This window comes from Halorarum halophilum, assembly GCF_013401515.1.
Taxonomy (GTDB): domain Archaea; phylum Halobacteriota; class Halobacteria; order Halobacteriales; family Haloferacaceae; genus Halorarum; species Halorarum halophilum.
Genome location: NZ_CP058530.1, coordinates 1 through 23568, shown reverse-complemented (window position 1 = coordinate 23568; position 23568 = coordinate 1). Strand labels below are relative to the sequence as shown.

Annotated in this window: 22 protein-coding genes; 19 read left to right on the top strand and 3 right to left on the bottom strand. The window is 71.1% G+C overall.

What is annotated here, in order from left to right:
- Nucleotides 1-340: 340 nt before the first annotated feature.
- From HUG10_RS18440 to HUG10_RS18350, 19 genes are all read left to right on the top strand, one after another.
- Nucleotides 341-1573: a right-handed parallel beta-helix repeat-containing protein gene (locus HUG10_RS18440; RefSeq protein ID WP_179171164.1), complete on the top strand. Its 1233-nt coding sequence runs from the start codon at nucleotides 341-343 to the stop codon at nucleotides 1571-1573.
- Entirely contained in the window at nucleotides 1566-1787 is a 222-nt protein-coding gene (locus HUG10_RS18435; RefSeq protein ID WP_179171163.1) for a hypothetical protein, read from the top strand. The genes HUG10_RS18440 and HUG10_RS18435 overlap by 8 nt, the downstream gene beginning before the upstream one ends.
- Nucleotides 1788-2157: 370 nt before the next feature.
- A complete protein-coding gene (locus HUG10_RS18430; RefSeq protein ID WP_179171162.1) occupies nucleotides 2158-3510 on the top strand; it encodes a hypothetical protein in 1353 nt (450 codons plus the stop codon).
- 179 nt (nucleotides 3511-3689) lie between these two features.
- Nucleotides 3690-4421, top strand: coding sequence for a class I SAM-dependent methyltransferase (locus HUG10_RS18425; protein ID WP_179171161.1), 732 nt, complete (start codon nucleotides 3690-3692; stop codon nucleotides 4419-4421).
- A 238-nt stretch (nucleotides 4422-4659) separates the two neighbouring features.
- Nucleotides 4660-5235, top strand: coding sequence for an acyltransferase (locus HUG10_RS18420; protein WP_394355003.1), 576 nt, complete (start codon nucleotides 4660-4662; stop codon nucleotides 5233-5235).
- The gene (locus HUG10_RS18415; protein WP_179171160.1) at nucleotides 5232-6353 is read left to right on the top strand and encodes a DegT/DnrJ/EryC1/StrS family aminotransferase; all 1122 of its coding nucleotides are present in this window, start codon (nucleotides 5232-5234) and stop codon (nucleotides 6351-6353) included. Before HUG10_RS18420 ends, HUG10_RS18415 begins: the two co-directional genes overlap by 4 nt.
- Nucleotides 6350-7333: a Gfo/Idh/MocA family protein gene (locus HUG10_RS18410; RefSeq protein WP_179171159.1), complete on the top strand. Its 984-nt coding sequence runs from the start codon at nucleotides 6350-6352 to the stop codon at nucleotides 7331-7333. Before HUG10_RS18415 ends, HUG10_RS18410 begins: the two co-directional genes overlap by 4 nt.
- Nucleotides 7330-8694 (top strand): nucleotide sugar dehydrogenase, encoded by a 1365-nt coding sequence (locus HUG10_RS18405; RefSeq protein WP_179171158.1) that lies wholly within the window; start codon nucleotides 7330-7332, stop codon nucleotides 8692-8694. The genes HUG10_RS18410 and HUG10_RS18405 overlap by 4 nt, the downstream gene beginning before the upstream one ends.
- A complete protein-coding gene (locus tag HUG10_RS18400) occupies nucleotides 8691-9476 on the top strand; it encodes a hypothetical protein (RefSeq protein ID WP_179171157.1) in 786 nt (261 codons plus the stop codon). Before HUG10_RS18405 ends, HUG10_RS18400 begins: the two co-directional genes overlap by 4 nt.
- Before the next feature lie 10 nt (nucleotides 9477-9486).
- Nucleotides 9487-11061 carry an alkaline phosphatase family protein gene (locus tag HUG10_RS18395; protein ID WP_179171156.1) on the top strand — a complete coding sequence of 525 codons (1575 nt, stop codon included), beginning with the start codon at nucleotides 9487-9489 and terminating at the stop codon, nucleotides 11059-11061.
- On the top strand, nucleotides 11061-12095 hold the full coding sequence (locus HUG10_RS18390) for a DUF354 domain-containing protein (protein WP_179171155.1): 1035 nt from the start codon (nucleotides 11061-11063) through the stop codon (nucleotides 12093-12095). The genes HUG10_RS18395 and HUG10_RS18390 overlap by 1 nt, the downstream gene beginning before the upstream one ends.
- On the top strand, nucleotides 12092-13177 hold the full coding sequence (locus HUG10_RS18385; RefSeq protein ID WP_394355002.1) for a polysaccharide deacetylase family protein: 1086 nt from the start codon (nucleotides 12092-12094) through the stop codon (nucleotides 13175-13177). The genes HUG10_RS18390 and HUG10_RS18385 overlap by 4 nt, the downstream gene beginning before the upstream one ends.
- Nucleotides 13174-14184, top strand: a complete 1011-nt coding sequence (locus HUG10_RS18380; protein ID WP_179171154.1) for a GNAT family N-acetyltransferase — start codon at nucleotides 13174-13176, stop codon at nucleotides 14182-14184. The genes HUG10_RS18385 and HUG10_RS18380 overlap by 4 nt, the downstream gene beginning before the upstream one ends.
- A 1-nt stretch (nucleotide 14185) precedes the next feature.
- Nucleotides 14186-15127 (top strand): glycosyltransferase, encoded by a 942-nt coding sequence (locus HUG10_RS18375; RefSeq protein WP_179171153.1) that lies wholly within the window; start codon nucleotides 14186-14188, stop codon nucleotides 15125-15127.
- Between the two features lie 155 nt (nucleotides 15128-15282).
- Entirely contained in the window at nucleotides 15283-15519 is a 237-nt protein-coding gene (locus HUG10_RS18370; protein ID WP_179171152.1) for a hypothetical protein, read from the top strand.
- Between the two features lie 238 nt (nucleotides 15520-15757).
- A complete protein-coding gene (locus HUG10_RS18365; RefSeq protein WP_179171151.1) occupies nucleotides 15758-17614 on the top strand; it encodes a hypothetical protein in 1857 nt (618 codons plus the stop codon).
- Nucleotides 17615-19084: a flippase gene (locus tag HUG10_RS18360; RefSeq protein ID WP_179171150.1), complete on the top strand. Its 1470-nt coding sequence runs from the start codon at nucleotides 17615-17617 to the stop codon at nucleotides 19082-19084.
- Nucleotides 19085-19251: 167 nt separating this feature from the next.
- Nucleotides 19252-20199, top strand: coding sequence for an NAD-dependent epimerase/dehydratase family protein (locus HUG10_RS18355; RefSeq protein WP_246310430.1), 948 nt, complete (start codon nucleotides 19252-19254; stop codon nucleotides 20197-20199).
- A 158-nt stretch (nucleotides 20200-20357) separates the two neighbouring features.
- Entirely contained in the window at nucleotides 20358-20852 is a 495-nt protein-coding gene (locus HUG10_RS18350; protein WP_179171148.1) for an FxLYD domain-containing protein, read from the top strand.
- A 45-nt stretch (nucleotides 20853-20897) separates the two neighbouring features.
- Here the strand turns inward: HUG10_RS18350 and HUG10_RS18345 are convergent, their stop codons facing one another.
- The 3 genes from HUG10_RS18345 to HUG10_RS18335 all read right to left on the bottom strand — a co-directional run bounded on the left by HUG10_RS18345 (nucleotide 20898) and on the right by HUG10_RS18335 (nucleotide 23505).
- On the bottom strand, nucleotides 20898-21593 hold the full coding sequence (locus HUG10_RS18345; protein ID WP_179171147.1) for a type 1 glutamine amidotransferase domain-containing protein: 696 nt from the start codon (nucleotides 21591-21593) through the stop codon (nucleotides 20898-20900).
- Nucleotides 21594-21716: 123 nt separating this feature from the next.
- Nucleotides 21717-22526 carry a ParB N-terminal domain-containing protein gene (locus tag HUG10_RS18340; RefSeq protein WP_179171146.1) on the bottom strand — a complete coding sequence of 270 codons (810 nt, stop codon included), beginning with the start codon at nucleotides 22524-22526 and terminating at the stop codon, nucleotides 21717-21719.
- A gap of 13 nt (nucleotides 22527-22539) precedes the next feature.
- Nucleotides 22540-23505, bottom strand: a complete 966-nt coding sequence (locus HUG10_RS18335) for a Gfo/Idh/MocA family protein (protein WP_246310363.1) — start codon at nucleotides 23503-23505, stop codon at nucleotides 22540-22542.
- Between the last annotated feature and the right edge of the window lie 63 nt (nucleotides 23506-23568).

Here is a 23568-nt window from a genome sequence, read left to right as displayed (position 1 = left end):
CGTCCGGGCGGCCGGTAGGTCGGGCCAGTAAGTCGGCAGTGTGGCGACCACCCCCCGCCGTTTCGGCGGTAACGGGCTCTTACTCGGCGTTTGAGGCCCGTCGGACGCCCTACTTCCGGCGCCACCGTCGGAAAGGGGGTCTTACTCCGCGGAATCGGCCCATCGGTTGCGGTCATTTTTCCATCGCGCGTAATTAAATCGACGCTACCGCGTACCAACGGGAGCCGACAGCGGAGTGGCGGTGACGTGGTAACCAACGGACCCCAAGTAGGACCTTCCTATCCACGAGCGAGTTCGAGGTGGTCGAAACCCCTTTTCGGTAAACACCGTCCTACCAGGCATGGCGCCAAGCCACATCGACGATGCAGGGGAGAAGGAAGCGGTTACCGACCAGTCGAACGGGAGCGGTACGCCCTCCAAACGGGGTCGAACGGGGACCACGTCGCGGCGCTCGCTGCTGAAGGGGGCGGCCGCCGCCGCCGCCACGCTGGGGACCGTCGGCGTCGCCACGGGCGGCGCGGCCGCCCAGGAGTCCTCGCTGCCGCTCAGCCCCGACGGGAAGACCACCATCGAGCCCGGCAAGTACGCGTGGGAGGGCGAGGAGCTCGAGATCGGCTCCGACGCGGCGCTGGTCGGCGGCGGGTCGGAGGGCGACGTGGTGCTGAACCTCGAGTCCGGGACGATGCAGGGAACCGTGGAGGGGACCCTCGAGAACGTCGTCGTCCGCGGGAAGAACCCCGAGCCGAAGGCCGGGCTCGACCTGTCCCCCGGCGCGACGCTCGACGGGTTCATCTGGCCCGAGGGCGGCCAGCAGAGCGAGGACCGCGCGCTGTACACCGACTCCGGCGGCGACGAGCGCGTGACGATCCGGAACTCCGCCTGGGGGTCCATGGCCAACAACGGGGCGTACGTCGACAAGCCCCCGGTGACGATCGAGAACTGCGCGGCGGTGAACAACAACATCGCCGGCATCCGCGTCGGCCACCGCGACGGCACCAGCAGCGGGAAGACTAGTCACGTCCGGAACTGCCTGATCGCCGTCACGGGCGAGATCCCGAGCGACGACACCAACTCCGCGAACGCGCGCGGCCTCCGCATCCGCCACCCGGGGACGTTCGTCATCGAGGACTGCTACTTCGTCTACCTCGACGTCGAGGGCGCGGGCAACCCGATCGAGATCGAGGACGACGCACCCGGTTCGACCGTCGAGATCCGCAACTGCGCGTTCTACAACGAGACGGAGAACCCCCTCCTCGTGGACGAGACGGGCGGCGACCTCGACCTGACGGTCGAGAACTGCGTCGCCGTCGGCTCGGGGAACCACGAGATCGACGCCGAGTTCGGCGGGTCCGGCGTCACGTCGGACGGCGACGCCTCGTTCCCCACCCCCGGCGAACTGACCGGCTACCCCTCCGCGGACGAGATCAAGGGCGTCGGCTCCGGCGTCGGCCCGTGGAACTCGGGCGGGTCGGCCGGCGGCAGCCAACAGGAGGGCGACGAGTCGGGTGGTGACGGATCGAGCGAAGACTCGAGCGAGGACGCGTCCAGCGTCGAGTTCAGCCGCCATGCCTAAGACGAGCGGCGGCCGCCTCCGGGACCTGGAGCTGCTCCCGCGCAACCCGGACCCCGAGTCGGATCTCGGGTACCAGCTCCTGGAGCTGGACGTGCTGCACTCCTCGGACGGGCGGAACGTGCTCGTTCTCCCCTCGGACGAGGACCTGCTCCGGGAGAACGCGTTCATCGTCGCGGACCCCGACGTCGTCTGCGAACTCGAGACGATGGTGTAAGGCCGGCCACGTCGGCAACACCGACCACCCCCGACGGCGACCGACGCGCCGGCCGGGCGGGAACAGCCCACGTCGACCGTCCCGGAACCGGGTGCAGAACCCAGGCGTCGTTCTCTGGCCTCGTCGCGGTAGTAAGGGGAGGATACCGACCGTTACACGTCGAATCGGGCCCTGACGTCCCGTCCGCCGTCCGGGCGTCGGGACCGAAACCGCAGTTCGACGGTTCGAACCGGGCGTCCTCGTACTCGGACGTTTCTCACGCTCGTCGCCCGCCGCAAGTCGAAGCCGAGCCGCGCAGGACGCCGCTACTGGCCGTCGTCCGGCGGTACGGATGTTATAACAATCCCACGAGGGTGTCGTCGTTAGCCATATGCGCAGACGAACGCTGCTGGCGACAGCAGCGGCGGCGACGGCGGGGCTCGCCGGCTGTGGTGGGCGCTCCCTCGACCCCTGGGACGAGCCGACGCCGGCCGACCAGCCCGACCTGGAAGCCGTCGCCGACGCGTGGGGGTTCGGCGAGATCCGCAACTTGGGGGAACACGGCGCCGACCCGTTCGGCACCGAGCCGCTCGGTCCCGTCCTCGACGACGCCGCGGCGAACAACCGGATGCTGTACCTCCCGCCCGGGCGCTATCGGATGGAGGAGCAGTGGTCGTTCACGGAGTTCTCGCTGTTCGGCCTGGTGGCCGACGGGGCGACGATCGTCCCCCCGCAGGGGTTCGACGACGAACTGTTCACGCTCGGCACCCCCGGGACGGCCTCCCGCCTGCTCGTCGACGGGCTCGAGTTCGACTTCCGCGCGAAGCGGACCGGCGGCCGGCCGATCGTCGCCCGCGTCGACCACGAACTGAACCTCCGGAACGTCACCGTCCGGGGTAGGCAGGACGTGGACACGGACACGGTCCGGGTGGACGTCACCAGCCCGGACGGAGTCGGGCGGGTCGAACGGCTCCACCTCCCCGACGGCGCGGTGGTCAAGTGGCCCATCACGGGGTGCGAGGTCGGCGACGACACGCGCGGGGACATCTCCTTCGTCGACTGCCGCATCGAGGGGTTCTCCGACAACGGCCTGTACGCCGACCCGCCGGAGGGACGCGTGCGGGTGCTCGGCGGCTACTACGCCAACAACGAGGTGGCGAGCGTCCGGGTGAACGCCGACGCCGGGAGCCTCGTCCGCGGCGTCCACGTCAGGTGCGACGAGGCCCGCAACGGGTTCAGGAACATGCGCGGGATCCGCCTGCGCGGCGGCAAGGGCATCCTCGTCGAGGACTGCCTCGTCGAACTGCTCGACGTCTCGTTCAGCGACGGCGCCGTGACGTTCTCCTCGGAACTGGAGTCGGCGACGCTCCGGAACACCCGCATCCGCGTCGACGCCGACGGCGTCAACGCGATCCGCATCAAGGAGCCGACCGGCGGCCTCCTCCGCATGGGGGAGTCGTTCACCGTCGAGAACGTGGTCATCACCGGCGCGGCCGCCACGGGTGCCGCCATCCAGGCGAGCAGGCGGGACAACTGCGTGTTCGAGGGGCTCTGCGTCCACCAGCCCGGACGGGAACGAAGCGGCGTCGACGCGGATCGGGTTAACGGGACCATCCGCGACGCGCACCTCGCGGTGACCAGCAAGCCGTACCGCTTCAGGGACTCGGACATCGAGACGGTCGACGTGTCCGTCCGGCAACTCGGCGGGGGCGGCTCGCAGTCCCCCACCGGCGAGTGCGGCTGACCGGCGCACCTCGTCGGCGAGTCGTCGGCCGGGACGAACAGGTGCTTACCGCGCTCGACCCCGACCCCGTCCCGGACTTCACGGGTCCCGAGACCGCAAGAACGCGAGAACGGCGGGCGAGCGCCGTGTCCGCGTACGCCGCCTGTAACTAAGCGAAATCCGGCGGTAGCAGGGAAGCCATGCATACGAGGGAACAGGGGGAGGTCCCGGCTGTGTCCCACTACGGGAGCGACGGCGTCGTCGACAGGTACGTCTCGCTCCGGGAGGACGGACTGTTCGAACAGGAGCGCGAGGCGCTCGAACGCGGGTTCTTCGACGCCGACGCGCCCGTACTCGACCTCGGGTGCGGGGCCGGGCGGACGACCGCGGCGATCGCCGAGCGCGGCTACGACGTGGTCGGCGTCGACATCAGCGCCCCGATGGTCCGGGCGGCCGAGGCGGCCACCGACGCGACGTGTCTCACGGCCGACGCGACGCAGCTCCCCTTCCGGGACGGGGCGTTCGGGACCGTCCTGTTCTCGTACAACGGCCTCGACGACCTGTACCCCGAGTCGAGCCGGTACGCCGCGCTCGGCGAGATCAACCGCGTGCTCGCCGACGACGGGCTGTTCGTGTTCAGCGCGCACAACAGCCGGCGACTGGCGCTGGTCTACCCCCCAACGCCGGCCGAACTCCGGGAGACGGCGGCGTTCTGGGCGCGCAACCTCGCGGACGGTCGTATCGGGACGCCGTACAAGCGGGTCGAGGGCGTCAGGGGCGTCTACCCGGTGTACCACATCACACCCCCGGCCCAGCGACGGCAGCTCCGCTCGTTCGGCTTCGAGCCGCTTACGACGCTCGGCCGGACCGGAACGCTCTCCCGGCTGTTCGGCCCGACGGTGTACTACGTCGCGCGCAAAGGAACCGCGTGACTGGGGCTCGGCCCCGCCGTTCGTGCGTCGCAGTGGGAACGTCGGTGCGGTAGTGGCAGCCTGTAATTAACGCGCCAAAGCCGCTCATAACAATGGTTCGATGACGGGCAAGACCGGATACTGCCGGGAAACTGACCGCGCAGTTTGTATCCATGTCTCGGACACATTCACACACCCGACGCACCGGCCGGAGAAGCCGCGCGCGAGCGCGTGCGGTGGACTCGCCAGGAGGCGTCCAGTGACGAACGCGACGATCGGCGACGGCGCCGAGATACACCCGAACGTGACGCTGGGCGACCCCGACGGCTCGATGCCGACCATCGAGCGCGGGGCGACCATCCGCCGCGGCACCGTCGTCTACGGCGACGTGACCATCGGCGAAGGGTTCACCACCGGTCACGACGCGCTGGTTCGCGAGGACACCGTCATCGGCGACGACGTGCTCGTGGGCACGCGCGCGGTGATCGACGGCGGCTCGACCGTCGGCGACGAGGTGAGCATCCAGACCGGCGCGTACCTCCCGACGAACACCACCGTGGGTGACCGCGTGTTCGTCGGTCCGGGCGCGGTGCTCACGAACGACGACTACCCGCTGCGGGAGGAGGTCGAACTTGAGGGGCCGACCCTCGAGGACGACGCGACCGTCGGCGCGAACGCGACGGTGCTCCCCGGCGTCACCATCGGCGAGCGCGCGTTCGTCGCCGCCGGCGCCGTCGTCACGGAGGACGTGCCCGCCGACACCCTCGCGGTCGGCTCCCCGGCCGAGCACCAACCGCTCCCCGAGCGGCTCCAGGGAGGGAACACAGTCCGATGATCCCCATCGCGGACCCGCGGATCGGGGAGGAGGAACGCGAGGGCGTCCAGCGCGTGCTCGACAGCGGACAGCTGGCCGACGGGGAGGAGGTCCGCCGCTTCGAGGACGAGTTCGCCGACTTCTGCGGCGCGGGCCACGGCGTCGCCACCACGAACGGGACGACGGCGCTCCACGCCGCCTTCGAGGCGCTCGGGATCGGCGAGGGCGACGCGGTCGTCACGACGCCGTTCTCGTTCGTCGCGAGCGCGAACGCCGTCCGCCACGCGGGCGCCGAGCCCGTGTTCGCGGACATCGACCCCGCGACGTTCACGCTCGACCCGCGCGAGGTCGAGCGGGTCGTCCGCGAGCGCGACGACGTCGCCGCCATCCTCGCGGTCCACCTCTACGGGCTCCCCGCGGAGCTGGATCGCCTCCGGGAGATCGCCGACGAGCACGACCTCGCGCTCGTCGAGGACGCCGCGCAGGCGCACGGCGCCGAGTACGACCGACGGCGCGTCGGATCGTTCGGCGACGCGGCCTGCTTCTCGTTCTACCCGACGAAGAACATGACCACGGGGGAGGGCGGGATGGTGACGACGGACCGCGCCGACGTTGCCGAGAGGGTCGCCCGGTTCGCGGACCACGGTCGCACCTCGGGGTACGAGCACGCCGAGGTGGGGCACAACTTCCGGATGACGAGCCTGTGTGCGGCTATCGGCCGCGCGCAGCTCCCGAAGCTGGTCGACTACACCATCGCCCGGCGCGGGCACGCCGCCTACCTCTCGAAGCGGCTGGCCGACGCGGGCGTCATCACCCCCAACGAGCCGTCGAGGACGCGCCACGTCTACCACCAGTACACGATCCGCTACGACGACCGCGACGGCCTCCGCGACCACCTCTCGGACGCCGGCGTCGGCACGGGGATCTACTACCCGACGCCCATCCACCAGCAGCCTGCGTACGCCGACGTCGACGCCGACTGCCCGGTCGCGGAACGCGCGGCCGACCAGGTGCTCTCGCTGCCCGTCCACCCGGAGCTCTCGACCGACGACCTCCGGACGATCTGCGAGGCGGTCGAATCGTACGCGAACGGGGACGCCCCGGAACCGACGGCCGACACCGGCCGCGGGAACGCATGAGCGACCCGCTGGCCGCCGGCGTCATCGGCGTCGGCAGTATGGGACGCAACCACGCCCGGGTGTACAGCGAACTCCCGGACGTGGACCTGGTCGGCGTCGCCGACCTCGACACGCAGGCCGCCCGGGGAGTCGCCGACGACTACGGCTCGGTCGCCCGCGACGCCGGCGACCTCCTCGAGGACGCCGACCTCGTCTCCGTCGCGGTGCCGACGGCCGCCCACCCCGCGATGCTCGAACGCGCGATCGACGCGGGCACGCACGCGCTGGTCGAGAAACCGTACGTCGACGACCTCCAGCGGGGACGCGAACTCGCGGAGCGCGCCCGCGACGAGGGGCTTGTGCTCCAGGTCGGCCACATCGAGCGGTTCAACCCCGCCGTGCGGGCGCTGGCCGACGTGCTCCCGAACATCGACGTGCTCGCGGTCGACGCCCAGCGGCTCGGACCGCCGCGCCAGCGCGAGGTGGCCGACTCGGCCGTGTTCGACCTGATGATCCACGACATCGACATCGTGTGCTCGCTGCTCGACGACGCCCCCGTCTCCGTGGACGCGGCGGGCGTGGACGGCAACCGCTACGCCACCGCGACCTGCCGGTTCGAGGACGGCGTCATCGCGAACCTGACGGCGAGCCGCGTCACCCAGCGGAAGGTGCGAAAGCTCGGCATCACCGCCCGCGAGTGCCGGGTCTGCGTGGACTACATGAACCAGTCGGTGGAGATCCACCGCCACACCGCGCCGGCGTACGTCGAGAACGACGGCACGGTGCGCGAGCGCGTCGAGAGCGTCGTCGAGCGGCCCACCGTCGAGAACGGCGAACCGCTGAAGGCCGAACTGGAGTCGTTCGCCGCCGCGGTGCGGAACGGGTCCGAGCCGGTCGTCACCGCCGAGGACGGCCTCCGGGCGGTCGAGGTCGCCCGCCGCATCGACGACATCGCCGCCGGCCGACGGCGGGAGGAGCGGGAGAAGGAGGTGGCGTCGTGACGACGAGGTCCGAGGTCCGGTCGCTGTACGGCACGGACCTCGACGACGACGCCCGGCGCGCCGCGTTCGTGAACGGCGAGGTGCCGGTCGCGGTGTACGGCCTCGGCAAGATGGGCCTCCCGCTCGCGACCGTGTACGCCGAGACGTGCGGGAACGTCACCGGCGTCGACGTCGACCCCGACGTGGTCGCGGCCGTCGAGGCCGGCGAGTGCCACGTCGAGCGCGAGCCGGGCCTGCCCGAGGCGGTCTCGGCGGTCTCCGAGGCAGGTGCGCTGACGGCGACGACCGACCCGGCCGCGGCCGCCCGGGACGCGAGCGTCCACGTCGTCATCGTGCCGACGCTCGTCACCGAGGCGAACGAACCCGACCTCTCCACGCTGGAGGCGGCGGTCGAGGGCGTCGCGAGCGGCCTCTACCCCGGCGACCTCGTCGTCGTCGAGTCGACCGTGCCGCCGGGAACGTGCCGCGACGTCGTGCTCCCGCTGCTGGAGCGTGAGAGCGGCCTCCGGCGCGGCGAGTTCGGGCTGGCGTTCTGTCCCGAGCGGACCTCCAGCGGGCGCGCGCTCCGGGACGTGCGCGGGGCGCACCCGAAGGTCGTCGGCGGCGTCGACGCCGAGAGCACCCGGTGTGCGCGGACGATCTACGAGGAGCTCGTGGACAACGAGGTGCTCCCGGTGTCGGACGCGACGACCGCTGAGGCGGTGAAGGTGTTCGAGGGGCTGTACCGCGACGTGAACATCGCGCTCGCCAACGAGGCCGCGCGGTTCACCGACGAGCTCGACATCGACACCCGCGAGGCGATCGCGACCGCCAACACCCAGCCGTTCTGCGACATCCACACCCCCGGTCCGGGCGTGGGCGGTCACTGCATCCCGTACTACCCGTACTTCCTCATCAACTGGCTGGAGACCGCGGCGCCGCTGCTGGAGACGGCGCGCGGGGTGAACGACGCCATGCCGGACTTCGTCGCCGCGAAGGTGGCCGAGGGGCTCCAGGCCGACGGGACGGCCCTGGACGACGCGCGCGTGCTCGTCCTGGGGCTCACCTACCGCGCCGGCGTGAAGGAGACCCGCGCCAGCCCCGCGCTCGGGGTGTGCTCGGCGCTCTCCGACCACGGCGCGGAGGTGCTCGCCGCGGACCCGCTCGTCGACGCCGAGGGGTTCGACGCCGACGACGTCCCGCTCGAGGAGATCTACGACCGGGACGTCGACGCCGTCGCGCTCGTCACCGACCACCCCGAGTTCGACGCGGTCGACTGGCCCGCGTTCGACGACGGGCTGGTCGTCGTCGACGGCCGGGACGTCGTCGACCTCGGGGGCGCAGACCACCGGCTCTACACCGTGGGGCGGGGCTGGGAATGACGGACGGCTTCACCTTCGCGGACTACGCCGGCCTGCTCGACGCGTGCGCGGACGCCGGCTACGAGTTCGTCACCGTCCGGGACTACCTCTCGGCCGAGGAACTGCCCGAGCGGTTCGTCGTGCTCAGACACGACGTGGACCGGAAGGCCGAGAACTCACTCAAGATGGCCCGGCTCGAGGCCGAGCGCGGCGTCGAGAGCACGTACTACTTCCGGACCTCGACGTTCGAGCCGACGATGGCGCGGGAGGTCGAGCACCTCGGCCACGAGGTCGGCTACCACTACGAGGACTACGTCAAGGCCGGCGGGGACCTCGAACGCGCCCACGAGCTGTTCGAGGACTCGCTCCGTTGGTTCCGGCACGTCTGCGACATCGACACGGTGTGCATGCACGGCAACCCGCTGTCGCCCCACGACAACCGGGACATGTTCGCCGCCGAGGGCGCGCCCGGGTTCGACGAGTACGACCTGCTCGGCGAGGCGTACCTGTCGATGGACTTCGAGGACGTGACGTACTTCTCGGACACGAGCCGGACCTGGCGGGACGGCCCGCTGAAGATCAAGGACCACACGATGGGCGAGGGGGAGAAGACCGTCGCCGCCGACACGACCGCGGAGCTGGCGGCGCTGCTCGCGGACCGGGAGGTCTCGCGGGCCTGCGTGCTGGCACACCCGAACCGGTGGGCGGACTCCTACCCCGAACTCGTCGCTGAGCGCACGAAGGACACCGCGGTCAACCTCGTGAAACGGGGGCTCAACGCGGTTCGGACCACCACGACGTGACTACCAACTCATGACGACAATCACCATCGGACTCGACGGAGCGAACTGGGACCTCATCGGCGATTGGCTCGACGGGGGGGACCTGCCGAACCTCCAGCGGCTGATCGACGACGGCATCGGGGGCGTCTCCGAGAGCTGCCTGCCGCCGCTGACGGTTCCGAACTGGAAGTGCTACGCGACGGGGAAGAACCCCGGCAAGCTCGACGTCTTCCGGTTCGACCGCATCGACACCGAGAACAGGGAGCACGTGTTCCACGACGCGACCGACTTCAAGAGCGGCGAGCTGTGGGACTACCTCAACGCGGACGGGATGAGCGCGGGGGTCATCAACAAGCCCTCGACGTACCCGCCGAAGGACATCGACGGCTTCGTCGTCGCCGGCGGGCCGGACGCCTCCGAGGGGACGTACCGCTCGCTGGACACCGACTTCGCCACGCCGCCCGACGTGGAGGAGTTCCTGCGCGAGGAACTGGACTACCGGGTCCACCCGTCGCCGATGATCTCCCCGACCGAGACCGGCGAGGCGGAGGTCGAGGCGGTGCTCGACCTCGTGGACCTCCGGTTCGAGGCCGCACGGAAGCTGCTGGAGCGGGAGGAGCCCGACTTCCTCCACCTCACGGTGTTCTACAGCATGGCGCTCCAGCACTACTTCTGGGACGAGGAGCCCGTCTACCGCGCGTGGCAGCGCATCGACGAGCACATCGGCCGGTTCCTCGACGACGAGGAGGACCACGACATCCTCGTCATGTCCGACCACGGCACCTGCGAGGTGGAGACCGTGTTCTACATCAACGCCTGGCTCGCCGAGCGGGGGTACCTGACGGTCGACGCGGGCGTCGACTCCGCGCTCCAGTCGCTCGGCATCACGAAGGAGCGCGCGCTCTCGGTCGCCAAGCGACTCGGCATGGTCGAGACGCTGAGCGAGGTCGTCCCCGAGCGGGTCCAGCGCATGGTCCCGTGGGAGGAGGGCGTCAAGCGCGACCGCGTGCTCTCGGTCGTCGACTGGGACGCGACGACCGCGGTCGCGAGCAACCAGGGGCCGATCTACCTCAACGTCCCCGAGGACGACCCGCGCTACGAGGACCTCCGGGACGAACTCATCGAGGAACTCGAGGGGCTTCGCCACCCCGAGACCGGCCAGCGGATCGTTCGCTCGGTCCAGCGCGGCGAGGAGTACTACGAGGGGGAGTACGCCGACAACGCCCCGGACCTCATCCTCGACCAGGGCGAGAACGTCCACACCAGCGACGCCATCGGCCCCGACTCGTGGTACGCGAGCGAGGGCGTCTGGCGCGGCGGCAACATGCCCGAGGGGGTGTTCCTCTTCTCCGGGCCGAGCTTCCGGAGCGAGGGGCTGGGCGAGCGCGCCCGCATCGTCGACCTCGCGCCGACGCTGCTGCACGCGATGGGCGCGTCGGTGCCGACGGACATGGACGGGACCGTGCTCGACGTGTTCGAACCCGGCAGCGACCCGGCGGAGCGGGGTATCGCGACCCGACCGCCGCTTGACGCCGAGCGCGACGCGAGCGAGGGAGGAGGTGAGGAGATGGAGCAACGGCTCGCCGACCTCGGCTACCTGGAGTGATGCGCGTGCTGTTCGACGTGAGTCACCCGGCCCACGTCCACCTGTTCAAACACGCCGCCGACGGCCTGCGGGAGTCGGGCCACGACGTCCACGTCGCCTCCCGCGAGAAGGACGTGACGACCGACCTGCTCGACGCGGCCGGCGTCGCACACACGCCCCTGACCGGCGTGACCGAGGGTCGCGGCGGGCTGGTCCGCGAGTGGGTCGCCCGCGAGGCGCGGTTGCTCAGGCTGGCCCGCCGGTTCGACCCCGACGTGGTGGTGAGCAGGCTCAACCCCGCCGCCGCGCACGTCTCGCGGCTGCTCGGCGTCCCGAACGTCGTCTTCCACGACACCGAGAACGCGGGGCTGCTCGAACGGGTCACGACCCCGTTCGCGAGCGTCGTCTGCACGCCGTCCCGCTACGGGCGCGACCTGGGCGCCCACCAGCGCCGGTACGAGGGGTTCCACGAACTCGCCTACCTCCACCCGGCGCGCTTCGACCCCGACCCCGAGTCGCTCCGCGAGTCGGGCGTCGACCCCGACGAGCCGTACGCCGTCCTCCGGTTCGTCGCGATGGGCGCCCACCACGACACCGGCCACGAGAGCCTCACGCCCGAGGGAAAGCGCGACCTCGTCGAGCGCCTCGAGGGGGCGGGGCTGACGGTGTACGTGTCGAGCGAGGGGCCGCTCCCCGCCGACCTCGACGACCGCCGGCTGCCCGTGCCGCCCGAGGACCTCCACCAGCTCCTCGCGCACGCTGACCTGTACGCCGGGGACTCCGGGACGACGGCGGCCGAGGCGGCAGTCCTCGGCACGCCGACCGTCCGGCTCAACCCCTTCGACGGCGAGATGGGCGTGTTCCACGAGCTCCACGAGTACGGCCTCGTCACCACCGTCCGCGACGACGACGAGTTCGTCGAGACGGCCGTCGACCTGGCCGCCGATCCGGACGCGGGCGACCGGTGGCGGGCGCGGCGGCGCGACATGCTCGCGGAGAAGGTCGACGTGACCGCGTACATGCTCGACACCGTCCAGGAGGTGGGCGCGGCGTGAGCCCCACGAACGACCGCGACGGCGCCGGCGACGACGGTCCCGCCGGTGGCGACGCGGAACGGCCCGTCCCGGACGGCCACAGTTTCGCGCTGCTGCTCACCCACGACCTCGACCGGCCGTACAAGACGTACCAGTCGCTCTACTACGCGCTCACGGAGCCGGCGCGGCGGCGGTACCACCTCTCGACCGCGCTGCCGGGGCGGAACCCGTACTGGCAGTTCGGGACGATGATGGACCTCGAGGACGACCTCGGGGTCCGGTCGGCGGTCTACGTCCTCCGCGAGCAGCGCCTCTTCCGCGACCGGCCGCCCCGCGAGTGGCTCTCGATGGAGGGGTGGCAGCTGTTCGCCGGGCGCTACAGCCTCGACGACCCGGACGTCCTGGAGGCCCTCTCGCGGCTGGACGAGGGCGGCTGGGAGCTCGGGTTACACGGCTCTTACGAGTCGCCCACCGACCGCGAGCGCCTCCGCGAGGAGAAGGCCGCCGTCGAGGCGGCGGTCGGCCACGAGGTGCTCGGCGGGCGCCAGCACTACCTCAACCTCTCGCGCCCGGAGACGTGGGAGCACCACCGCGACATCGGGCTGTCGTACGACGCGTCGCTCGGCTCCAGCGACGAGTACGGTTTCCAGCACGGCTACGGCATCCAGCGCCCGTTCGACGACGGGTTCGTCGTCTTCCCGCTGACGATCATGGAGCAGGCCCTCCCCGACCCCGCCGACGACTTCGACCGCGCCTGGGAGGCCTGCGAGGAACTGCTCGCCGAGGCGCGCGACAACGGCGCGGTGATGACCGTGCTCTGGCACCCGCGCCACTTCAGCGAGGGCGACTTCCCCGGCCACCGCCGGCTGTACCGCCGGCTGATCGAGCACGCGCTCGACCTGGGCGCCTGGGTCGGCCCGCCCGGCGAGCTGTACGAGCGGGAGGACCTCCACGAACCGCCCGCGTCGGACGGCGGATCGGCCCCCGATCCGTCCCGGTCGGACGCTCCCACCTCGGGCCCGGTAGAATCGCCCGACCCAGACCGTTCGGACGGTAGGCGGGAGATAACAAACCCGACGGGAGCCCCCGACCGGAGCGAATGAAACTCGACACGCTCTCGCTCGAGGAGTGGGGGGACGCCCTGCCGTCGTCCGGGTTCGAGCCGTTCCACGCGCCGGCCGCGCTCGGCGTCCTCGACGAGCACGCCGACGGCGACCTCCGACTCTACGGCGCGTTCAAGGGCGACAGGCCGGTCGGCCTGTTCCCCGCGGTCGTCCGCGAGCAGTCGGTCGGCACCGCGGTGATGTCGCCGCCGCCCGGCTTCTCGATCCCACACCTCGGCCCGCTCGTGATGCCGGCCAGCCCCAAGCGGCGCAAGCGCGAGAAGGTGAACACGAAGTTCGCCGAGGCGCTCGTGGACGAACTCGGCGTCGAGTCGTCGCTGACGCTGTTCCGGACCGTCTGCAACACGTCGTTCCCCGACCCGCGGCCGTACATCTGGAACGACTTCGACCTCGAGACCCGCTTCACCTACGAACTCCACGTCGGCGACGAGGACCCCGAGGACCTGCTCACGGCGTGTAGCAAGAGCCTGCGCCGGGAGATCCGCGACGCCCGCGACCTCGACGTGACCGTCGACGTCGAGGGGCAGGAGGGGACCCGCGCGGTGTTCGACCGCACGGCCGAACGCTACGCCGAGCAGGACCGCGGATTCAGCCTGACCTGGCCCTACGTCCGCGATCTGACCGACGCGATGGCCGCGGACGACCGGTCCCGCACCTACGTCGTCCGCGGGCCCGACGGGGAGTTCCTCACCGGCGTCATCGCGCTGTTCTCGAACGACGCCGCCTACTACTGGCTCGGGGGCGCGCGCACGACCCACGAGGGCGTGAGCGTCAACAGCCTCGTCCACTGGACCATCGTCCAGGACATCGCCGCGGGGGAACCGCGCGAGTCGATTCACACGTACGACCTGATGGGTGCGAACACCGAACGCCTCTGCCGGTACAAGAGCAAGTTCGGCGCCGACCTCGCGCCGTACTACGTCGTCGAATCGGGCGGCGCGGGGATGGACGTGGCCAAGCGGGCGTACAACCTGGTGGCCCGATAGCATGCGCGCGCTCCAGCTCGTCACGAACACCGAGTCCCGGTTCTTCAACCAGCAGATCCGGTACCTGGAGGCCGCTGGAGTCGAGACGACCACGCTGCCCGTGCCGGGGAACCGGCACGTCGGCGACGGCGACGTGGACGGCCGGAGCCCGCTCGACTACCTCCGGCTCTACCCGACGGTGCTGCGCCACTCGTTCGGCGACTACGACCTGATCCACGCGAACTACGGCCTGACCGCCCCGGCCGCCGTGGCCCAGCCGTCGCTCCCCGTCGTCGTCTCGCTGTGGGGGACCGACCTGATGGGCCCCTACGGCCCGGTGAGCGCGGCCTGCGCCCGCTTCGCCGACGCCGTCGTCGTCATGTCCCACGAGATGGCCGACCGGCTGAACTGCGACTCCTACGTCATCCCTCACGGCGTCGACCTCGAGCGGTTCGCGCCCGCGCCCGCCGACGAGGCGCGCGCGGAACTCGGCTGGGACCCCGACGTCCGGCACGTTCTGTTCCCGTACCCGCCCGAACGCGGCGTGAAGGACTACCCGCGCGCCGAGCGCGTGGTCGAGGCGGCCCGCGAGCGGCTCGACGAACCCGTCGAACTCCACGCCGTCACGGGCGTCCCGCACGCCCGGATGCCCGTCTACATGAACGCCGCCGACTCGCTGCTGGTCACCTCCCGGCGCGAGGGCTCCCCCAACGCCGTGAAGGAGGCGATGGCGTGCAACCTTCCGGTCGTGACGACCGACGTCGGCGACGTGCGCGCCCGGCTGGCGGACGTCTCGCCCTCGGCGGTCGAGACCACCGACGAGGACCTCGCGGGCGCGCTCGCCGACGTGCTCGCGGCGCGGGAGCGCTCGAACGGCCGCGAGGCCGCGCGCGAGGTGAGCGTCCAGCGGTCGAACGAGCGGCTCCGCGCCGTGTACCGCACCGTGGTCGCGGACGGCACCTGACCGCCGCGAACCCACCAGTCGCCGTTCGTATCGAACCCGGAATCCGACCGATTCGACCCGGGGAGTCGGGATAGCCGTCCAGTTGTCCCCCGTATCTTACCACTAACCACGACGAATAGTCGAACGTTTATTGAAATTCGGCTCGAACGGCGAGTATGGCAGAACAGGAGATGACCGAGCGGGAGCGGACGAGCGCCGGGAACGACATCGGATCGTTCGGGTGGTTCTCCGTCGCGGGGTTCGTCGTCATGGGGCTGCTGTACCTCCTCGACGTGATGGATATCGCCGACTCGATCCTCCCGGCGGGGACGACGCTCGTCGTGGCGATCGTCGCCGGCGTCGGGGCGCTCCTGCTGTACTTCGGGAACGACCCGACCGCCGGACCGGGGTGAGCCCGGCGGCCGACCGCCCGCGCGCGTTCGGGCGCCCCCACACGGCTGTTCGGGCCGCATAACCGGACGCTACCGCCCGACACGGACGGCCACTCGTCGTCGGCCCGGGGGCGGCGAACCGGGGACCGCCGGGCCGAACACCGTCGAGCGACCGGACCGCACGGGGTACTCGCTCCATAACTAAGCCCGTAACGGCGGCGGTGTATGACGACCACCCACTCTCTGATGGGGATCGACTATGTCAGTAAGGAATCAACATAGCGTCTCGAAAGTCGGGCTGACGGTCGGATTTCTCGCACTCCTCGGCGCGGTGCTACTCGCACGGCAGGCGCCGGCCACGGAGTACGAACTCTCGCTGTACCGGTCGACGCCGGTCGCGGTCTGGGGGTGTCTCGCGCTCGCGGCCGCGACGGGCGTCGGCGTCGCACTCACTGTCGACCGCGCGGACCGGGGGGGACCGAACCGGCTGCGCGACGCGGGGCTCGTGCTCGCCGGTGCGGCGACGTTGGCCGTCGTGGCGATGCCGCTGTTGCGCGGCTACTTCTTCGTCGGCGCCGGCGACTCGTTGAGCCACCTCGGCTGGGCCCGCGAGCTGGCGTCGGGGTCGCTCGCGCCGGTGAACCTCCTCTACCCGGGCGTCCACACCACGGCCGTCTTCATCGGCGCCGTCACCGGCCTCCCGCTCCGGATCGCGCTGATGCTCGTGGTGCTCGGGTGTTACACGCTCGTCTTCATGCTGTTCGTCCCGCTGTGCGTCCGGCTGCTCGACGACTCCCGGCTGGCGCTGGCGATCGGCGTGCTCGCCGCGCTGCTGCTCGCGCCGGTCAACGGCATCTCGGTCCACATCACCGCGCACCCGGCGAGCCAGGCGATCCTCTTCTTCCCGTTCCTGCTGTACCTCGTGCTGCGCTACAGCACGCGACCGTGGCGGACCCGGGGCGTCGGCGGGGCAAGCAGGCCCGCGGCCGACGACCGCGTGACCGCCGTCGGGATCCTGCTCGCGCTGGCCTCGAGCGCGATCGTGCTCGTCCACCCGCAGCAGGCGCTGAACGTCGTGCTGTTCTTCGGCGCCATCGCGACCGTACAGGCGCTGTACCGGCGGCGGTCGGCCGACCACCCGATCGCCACGCACCGCCCGCTGTACGCCCAGACCGCGCTCGTCGCGGTCGCGTTCCTCCTGTGGGCGCCCCGGTTCCCCCGCGTTCGGGGGGCCATCATCTCGACGGTGACGAGCGTGATCCTCGAGGGGCCGTCCGCCGGCACCGTCGTCGCCGACAAGTCGGTGTCGCTGGTCGCCGTCGGCGGGAGCCTGCTCGTCGTGTTCGTCAAACTGTTCTTGCCGGCGCTCGTCCTCTCGATCGTCGCCGGGGGGCTGCTCTTCGCGCTGTTCACCGGTCGGCTGAGCGACGAGCGCTCGGACGGCACCTCGCTGCTCACGTACCTCGCCGCCGCGCTGGTCCCGCTGTTCGCGGTGTTCCTCCTGCTCGTCGCCTCCTCGGCCGGCGACATGTACTTCCGCTACCAGGGGTTCATCATGGTCCCCGTGACCATCCTCGGCGCGGTCGGGCTGGCGCGGGCGGCCCACGCCCTCGAGGGGAAGCGGGCGCGCACCGGCGTCCGCGTGGGGCTGGTCGTGCTGTTCCTGCTCCTGTTGCCCATCGGGGCCGCGGCGTTCCACTCCTCGCCCCACGTCTACAAGCCGAACCAGCACGTCCCCGAGAGCCAGGCCGACGGCTACGCGGCCGCCTTCGAGCACCGCGAACCGGGGACGGAGTTCAGGGGGATCCGCGGCGGGCCGCGGCGGTACGTCGACCTCGCCTACGGCACGGAGCGCGCCCGAACCACGCTGGAGTTCCCCGGCTACCGCGAGGGGGTGGGGGAGGCCGTGTTCACGCGCGCCAACTACACCGAGTTGCGCGACGAGGACTACTACCTGAGCGTGACCGACGCCGAGTACGAGAGCGAGACCAGGCTGTACGACGGCTTCCGATACGGCGAGGCGGGGTTCAGGGCCCTCGAGACGACGCCTGGGGTGAACAGGGTACGGGCGAACGACGGGTTCAGCCTCTACCGCATCGACGCGGCGGACCGATAGATGTCGCTCGCCGATCGCCTCTCCCGCGGGCTGAAAGCCACGTTCGGGGCGAACGTGGTGAACATGCTGTCCAACGCCGCGCTCATCATCGTCCTCACGCGCTACCTCCTCACCCCGGAGGAGTTCGGACGGCTCAACTTCGCGCTCTCGGTGCTCGTGGTGGTGAGCATCCTCGCGACGCTCGGCCTGCCCAAGTCGGTCGCGCGGTACATCACCGACTTCACGGAGACCGATCCCGGCCAGATCCCCCACCTCGTTCGGCGGTCGCTCATGTACCTCGCCGCGCTCACGCTCGTCGTCAGCGTCGGGGTCGTCGTCGTCGGCCGCCCGGTCGCCCGGATGCTCGGGGAGACGGCGCTCGTGCCGTTCCTGCTCGTCGGCGGGGGGTACGTCGCCGCCCGCTCGGGGACGAAGTTCCTCGGCGCGACGTTCCAGGGGTTCAACCGCGTCTCGTGGACGGCGATCGTCGGCGTCGTCAACAACGCCTCCCGGCTCGTGTTCGTCGTCCTGTTCGTGCTGCTCGGTTTCGGCGCGGTCGGCGCGCTGGCGGGCTACGTCGCCGGGTTCGTCGTCGCCGCGGCGGTCGGTTTCGCCGCGCTGTACTTCAAGTTCTACCGGCAGTACGAGCCGGCCGACGAGGTGGAGGAGGGGCTCACGCGGCGCATGCTCGAGTACGCCGTCCCGCTGACCGCGACCAGGGGCGCGAACGTCCTCGACAAGAAGGTCGACACGGTGCTGGTCGGCGTCCTCATGAACATGACCGCGGTCGGCTACTACACGGTCGCGAAGCAGGTCGCCGACTTCGTCGCGGTGCCGGCCGCCTCGTTCGGCTTCACGATCTCGCCCGCGATAGGTGAGCAGCAGTCGGGGGACCGCCTGGACCGGGCCGCCAACCTGTACGAGCGCTCGCTCGAGTACGTCCTGCTGGCGTACATTCCCGCCGCGGCCGGGCTGATACTCGTCGCCGAGCCGATGATCCAGTACGTGTTCGGCGGGGAGTACCTCGGCGCCGTGCCGGTCGTCCAGGTGTTCAGCGGCTTCATCCTCGTCAACGCCGTGAACAAGGTGACGAGCGACGGGCTGGACTACCTCGGCCGGGCGCGCTCGCGCGCCATCGTGAAGAGCGCGACCGCGGTCTCGAACTTCGTCCTGAACCTGCTGCTCATCCCGACGATGGGCGTCGTCGGCGCGGCCGTCGCGACGGTCATCACCTACTCCGTCTACACCGGGATGAACGTCTGGGTCATCCACGGCGAACTCGGCTTCAGCGTCCGGCGGGTGGGCCGCCACGTCGGGGTCGTCTGCCTGGTGACCGTCGGGATGGTCGCGGTCGTCGTCGCCATGCTCCCCGTCGTGTCGGGCATCCCGACGCTCATCGGCGCGGTCCTCGCGGGGCTGCTCGTCTGGGGCGTGCTCGCCGTCCTCGGTGGCGTCCTCGACGTGCGCGAGGTGGCCGACTTCCTCGCGTGAGGCGGAAGGAGACGGCTAACAATCCCGCGTTCGACCCTGCTCGGTCGTATGGACGTGCGACCACCGACGCGAGGTGCGTGCCCGTGACCGACGATCACCCTCGAGGCGGCGACCACGCCGACGCTCGCGGCCTCGACACGGACCGCGAGGGGCCCAGCGGGGAGACCGTGCTCGTGACCGGCGGCGCCGGATTCGTCGGGGGCCACATCGCCGACGCGCTCGTCGCGGACAACGAGGTGCGCGTGCTCGACGACCTCTCGACCGGCCGGCCGCGGATCGTCCCGGACGGGGCGACGTTCATCGAGGGCGACGTCCGCGACCCGGACACCCTCGCCGAGGCGATGGCGGGCGTCGACCTCGTCTTCCACGAGGCGGGACTGGTGTCGGTCCCGAAGTCCGTCGATCGCCCGACCGAGAGCCACGACCGCAACGCGACGGCGACGGTGCAGCTCCTCGAGGCCGCACGCCGGGCCGACGCCCGGGTCGTCCTCGCCTCGAGCGTCGCCATCTACGGCGAGCCGGAGTCGATCCCCGTCGCCGAGGATCACCCGAAGGCGCCGGGGTCGCCCTACGGCCTCGACAAACTGGCGCTCGACCACTACGCGCGGCTGTACCACGACCTGTACGGGCTGGAGACGGTGGCGCTGCGCTACTTCAACATCTACGGACCCAGACAGGCGAGCGGGCCGTACAGCGGCGTCATCAGTGCGTTCCTCGACCAGGCGCGCTCGGGCGGACCGCTCACGGTCGAGGGCGACGGCGAACAGACGCGCGACTTCGTGCACGTCTCCGACGTGGTGGACGCCAACCTGGCCGCCGCCCGCACGGACGAGGTCGGGACGGCCGTCAACGTGGGCACGGGCGAGAGCGTCACCATCCGGGAGCTGGCCGAGACGGTGCGGGACGTGAGCGGCGAGGACGTGGACATCGTCCACACCGACCCCCGCCAGGGCGACCTCCGGCGGAGCCGCGCCGACGTCTCCCGCGCGCGCGAGGTGCTGGATTTCGAGCCCACGACGTCGCTCCGGGACGGGCTGGCCGACCTCGTCGAGTCGACGGATCCGACCGCCGCTTCCGACACGACCGGTTCCGCTGACGCGACGACCAATCGGTAGGACGGACCGACGCTCGGGTGCCGCGGTGGGTAGTGGTGGTGAGTGGCGGCGAGGCCACGAGCCGGCGGCGATGGGTGGCGACCAGATTGAAATGCGTCCCGCGCCTTCGTTCCGACAGTGATGGTCGAGAGCGGAACCGAACGGGAGGCTGGCCGGGAGTGACCGCGCCGCCCGAACGCACGACTCGCCGACGGCTCCTGGGCACGCTGGGCGTCGGGACGGCCGCCGTACTCGGCGGGTGTGCCGGCGTGAGCGACGGCCCGACGTACGTGGACGGGACCGTCGACGACGCGGGCGGCGGGTCGCGCAACGCGAGCGAGATGGCCGCCGCGGAGGCGGTGGCCGAGCGGGAGGTGAACGACGCCGCCAGCCACCTCGAGGTACTCTCGCTCGAGGAGCACGAGTTCGTCGTCGAGTCCGGATACAAGGGGCCGACGGTCCAGGGCGCCGTCACCAACACCGGCGACGACCCCGTCGAGGTCGTCGAGGTGCGCGTGCGGGTGTACGACGACACGGGCGCCCAGCTCGGCCGCTACGTCGCCAGTACCGGCGACGTCGCCCCCGGAGCGACCTGGCGGTTCGAGGTGATTCTCCTCGCGTCGGCCGAGGACATCGCCGACTACGACGTCGCCGTCCTCGGCGTTCCGGACTGAGCCGGCCGCATCGGCCGAGTGGGCCGAGTGGGCCGGTCGGTCGGTTCAGTCCGCCGGCTGTTCGACGCCCAGTTCGTCGAGCAACGTCTCGGCCGCCTCCGCCGAGGATTCCGGGCCCCGGGCGGTGACGAGGTCGCCGTCCACCGTCACCGAGGAGTCCTCCTCCAGTTCGGCGTCCCAGTTCGCGCCGGCCGCCTTCACCTCGTCCTCGACCCAGTAGGGGAGCTTGCGGCCGTCCGGCATCAGGTCGTCGTCGCCGACGATGCCCTCCTCCCAGTCGTTGGGGAAGCCGGTCACGTCACGCCCCTCGACCACGAAGCCGCCCTCGGAGTCGCGGGCGAACGCGAGCAGGCCGACGGCATGGCAGACCACGAGCGCCGTCCCGTCGTCGGACTCGACCGCCTCGCGCAGGAGCGCGCGGGCGTGACGGTCCTGGTTCACGTCCCACTCGGTGCCGTGGCCGCCGGGGAAGACGACGGCGTCGTGGTCGGCCGCCGACACGGTCGCGATCGGCTCCGGGTTGTTCAGCCGCTCGTCGTTCTCGGCGACGTCCTGGACGAACTCGGCCGTCTCCTCGCCGACGTTCTCCGGGTCGGTCGAGCGCTCGTCGACGAGCGCCGGCCCGCCCGACGGCGTCGCGACGGTCACGTCCACGCCGGCGTCGTCGAGCGTCGTGAGCGGCTCGACGCATTCCTCGGCCCAGTACCCCTCCTCGCTTACCACGAACAGTGCTGACGCCACGTCCGAACGTACGGGGTGCGGCGACAAAAACGGTGGGACGTCGGTCGGTTCCGCGGTCGGGTCGGCGCCGGATTCGGGCCGGAGCCGTGCCCGAGGTCGAGCGTCTGAGGGCCGAACGCGGGGTCAGCTGCCGCCGAACTCGAGGTAGCGGAGGTCGGGGTGGTCGCCGCAGTCGCGGACGCGGTCGTCGCCGCGGACGTACGCGTCGCGGATCGCCTGCCAGCGCTCGTGCCGCTGCAGGACGCGCACGGGGACGGAGTCGAGCCCCTGGACCTTCGCGATGGAGAGCCGGTTGCGGCCGTCGTCGAACAGCAGGTCGCCGTCGCGGTCGATGTGGATGGCGATCTCGTCCTTCAGCCGCTCGGTCTTCAGCCGGGTGCCGGACCTGATGGGGTCCGACACGTCGCCCGCGTGGAGCTCCTCCTGGGACTTGTAGCCGTGCTCCTCGATGGAGGCGTACAGCTCCTCGAGCCGCTCGCACCGCTCGCGGAACTCCGCCTCCGTCGCACAGCCCCACTTCACCTCCCCCTCCTCGAGCAGGCCCACGATGCGGTCGAAGAACTCGGTGTCCTCCCACGGGACGCCCTCCTCGAAGTGGCGGGCGTACGCCCGGAACACGTCGTAGTCCTCGAACCGGCTGTCGGTCCGGTCCCAGTCGCCGCCGACGACGGTGCCGGCGATCCGGAACTTGGGAACCCCGGTCTCCCGGGCGACCTCGATCTCCGCGGGGTCGACCCGGATGAGCCGGTACGGGTCGATCGGCGCGTCGTACCGGACGGCGTTGACGATCGCTCGCGTGCGAACGTAGCTGCGAGCGTACGCGTCCCGAGCCGCGAGGAGTGGCTGCTTCAGCTCGGGGCGCTGTTCGACCAGCCGCCGGCCGACCGATCGGAGCGCGGTGTCGGCGGTGTCGAACGCCGGAGCGACGGCCATCCCGGTTCCTCCCTCACTCACCGTCCCGGGCGACCGCCGGCTCGGCGGGGTGGGCGTCCGGTTCGGTCGCCTCCCCGCGCCCCGCTGCGTTCCGGATCTCCTCCATCAGCAGGATCGTCCAGCGCGCCTCCTCAAGCGGGACCGGCATCTCCCCCTCGCCCGAGAGCGCCTTCGACTCGGCGTCGTTCTGGTAGTAGTGGGCGTTGAGCTGCCGGGCGACGTCCCAGCTGTCGTCGCGGGCGCGCCGGATCACCGACCGGGCGTTCCGGACCGTCCCGAGCAGGCGGTCGCCCGCCCGGTCGACGTTGTTGAGCGCGCGCGCGGCGGCCGAGGCCTTGTAGTCACGGTCGTGCTCCTCGATCGTCTGCGAGACGAGGTCGACGGTGAGCGACGTGTCCTCGCCGTGGATGAGCACGACGCGGTTCGGGATGGTCCCCCCGAGCATCTTCGTCGTGCAGAGCACGCCGTCCTCGCTGACGTAGCTCAGCTGTGCGGCGTCGTAGTCGAACTCCCGGTCGTACGTCCCGAACATCCCGGTGAGCGCCTGGACCTCCGACTCGTCGCGGGGGTAGCCGCCAGCGCGGAGCGTGATGTAGATGGGGTGGGGGATCCCCTCCTCGAACTCGCCGCCCGAGAGGTCGAGGTTCCACTCGCCGCGGTTCGGGTCGTCGGCGAGGCTGGAGCCGGTGTAGATCACGTCGACCCCCTTCACCCGGCCGAGTTCGCCGGCGTCGACCTTCGCCATCGCCGCGCGCATCGCGGGATCGAAGTTGTGGTTGTGCTTCACGGAGACGGTGACGCCGTGGCGGTCGGCGAACGACGCGAGCTCCTCGAACTCCTCGTACGTCTCCGTGACCGGCTTCTCGATCTGGATGGGGATGCCGGCCTCGATGGCCGTCTTGGCCACCTCGAGGTGCGTCTGGACGGGCGTACAGACGTGCAGCCAGTCCAGGTCGGCCTCCGCGACCAGTTCCTCCACGTCGAAGTACGCCTCGATGTCGTACTCGTCGGCGAGCTCGCGCGCCCGTCCTCGTCGAGGTCG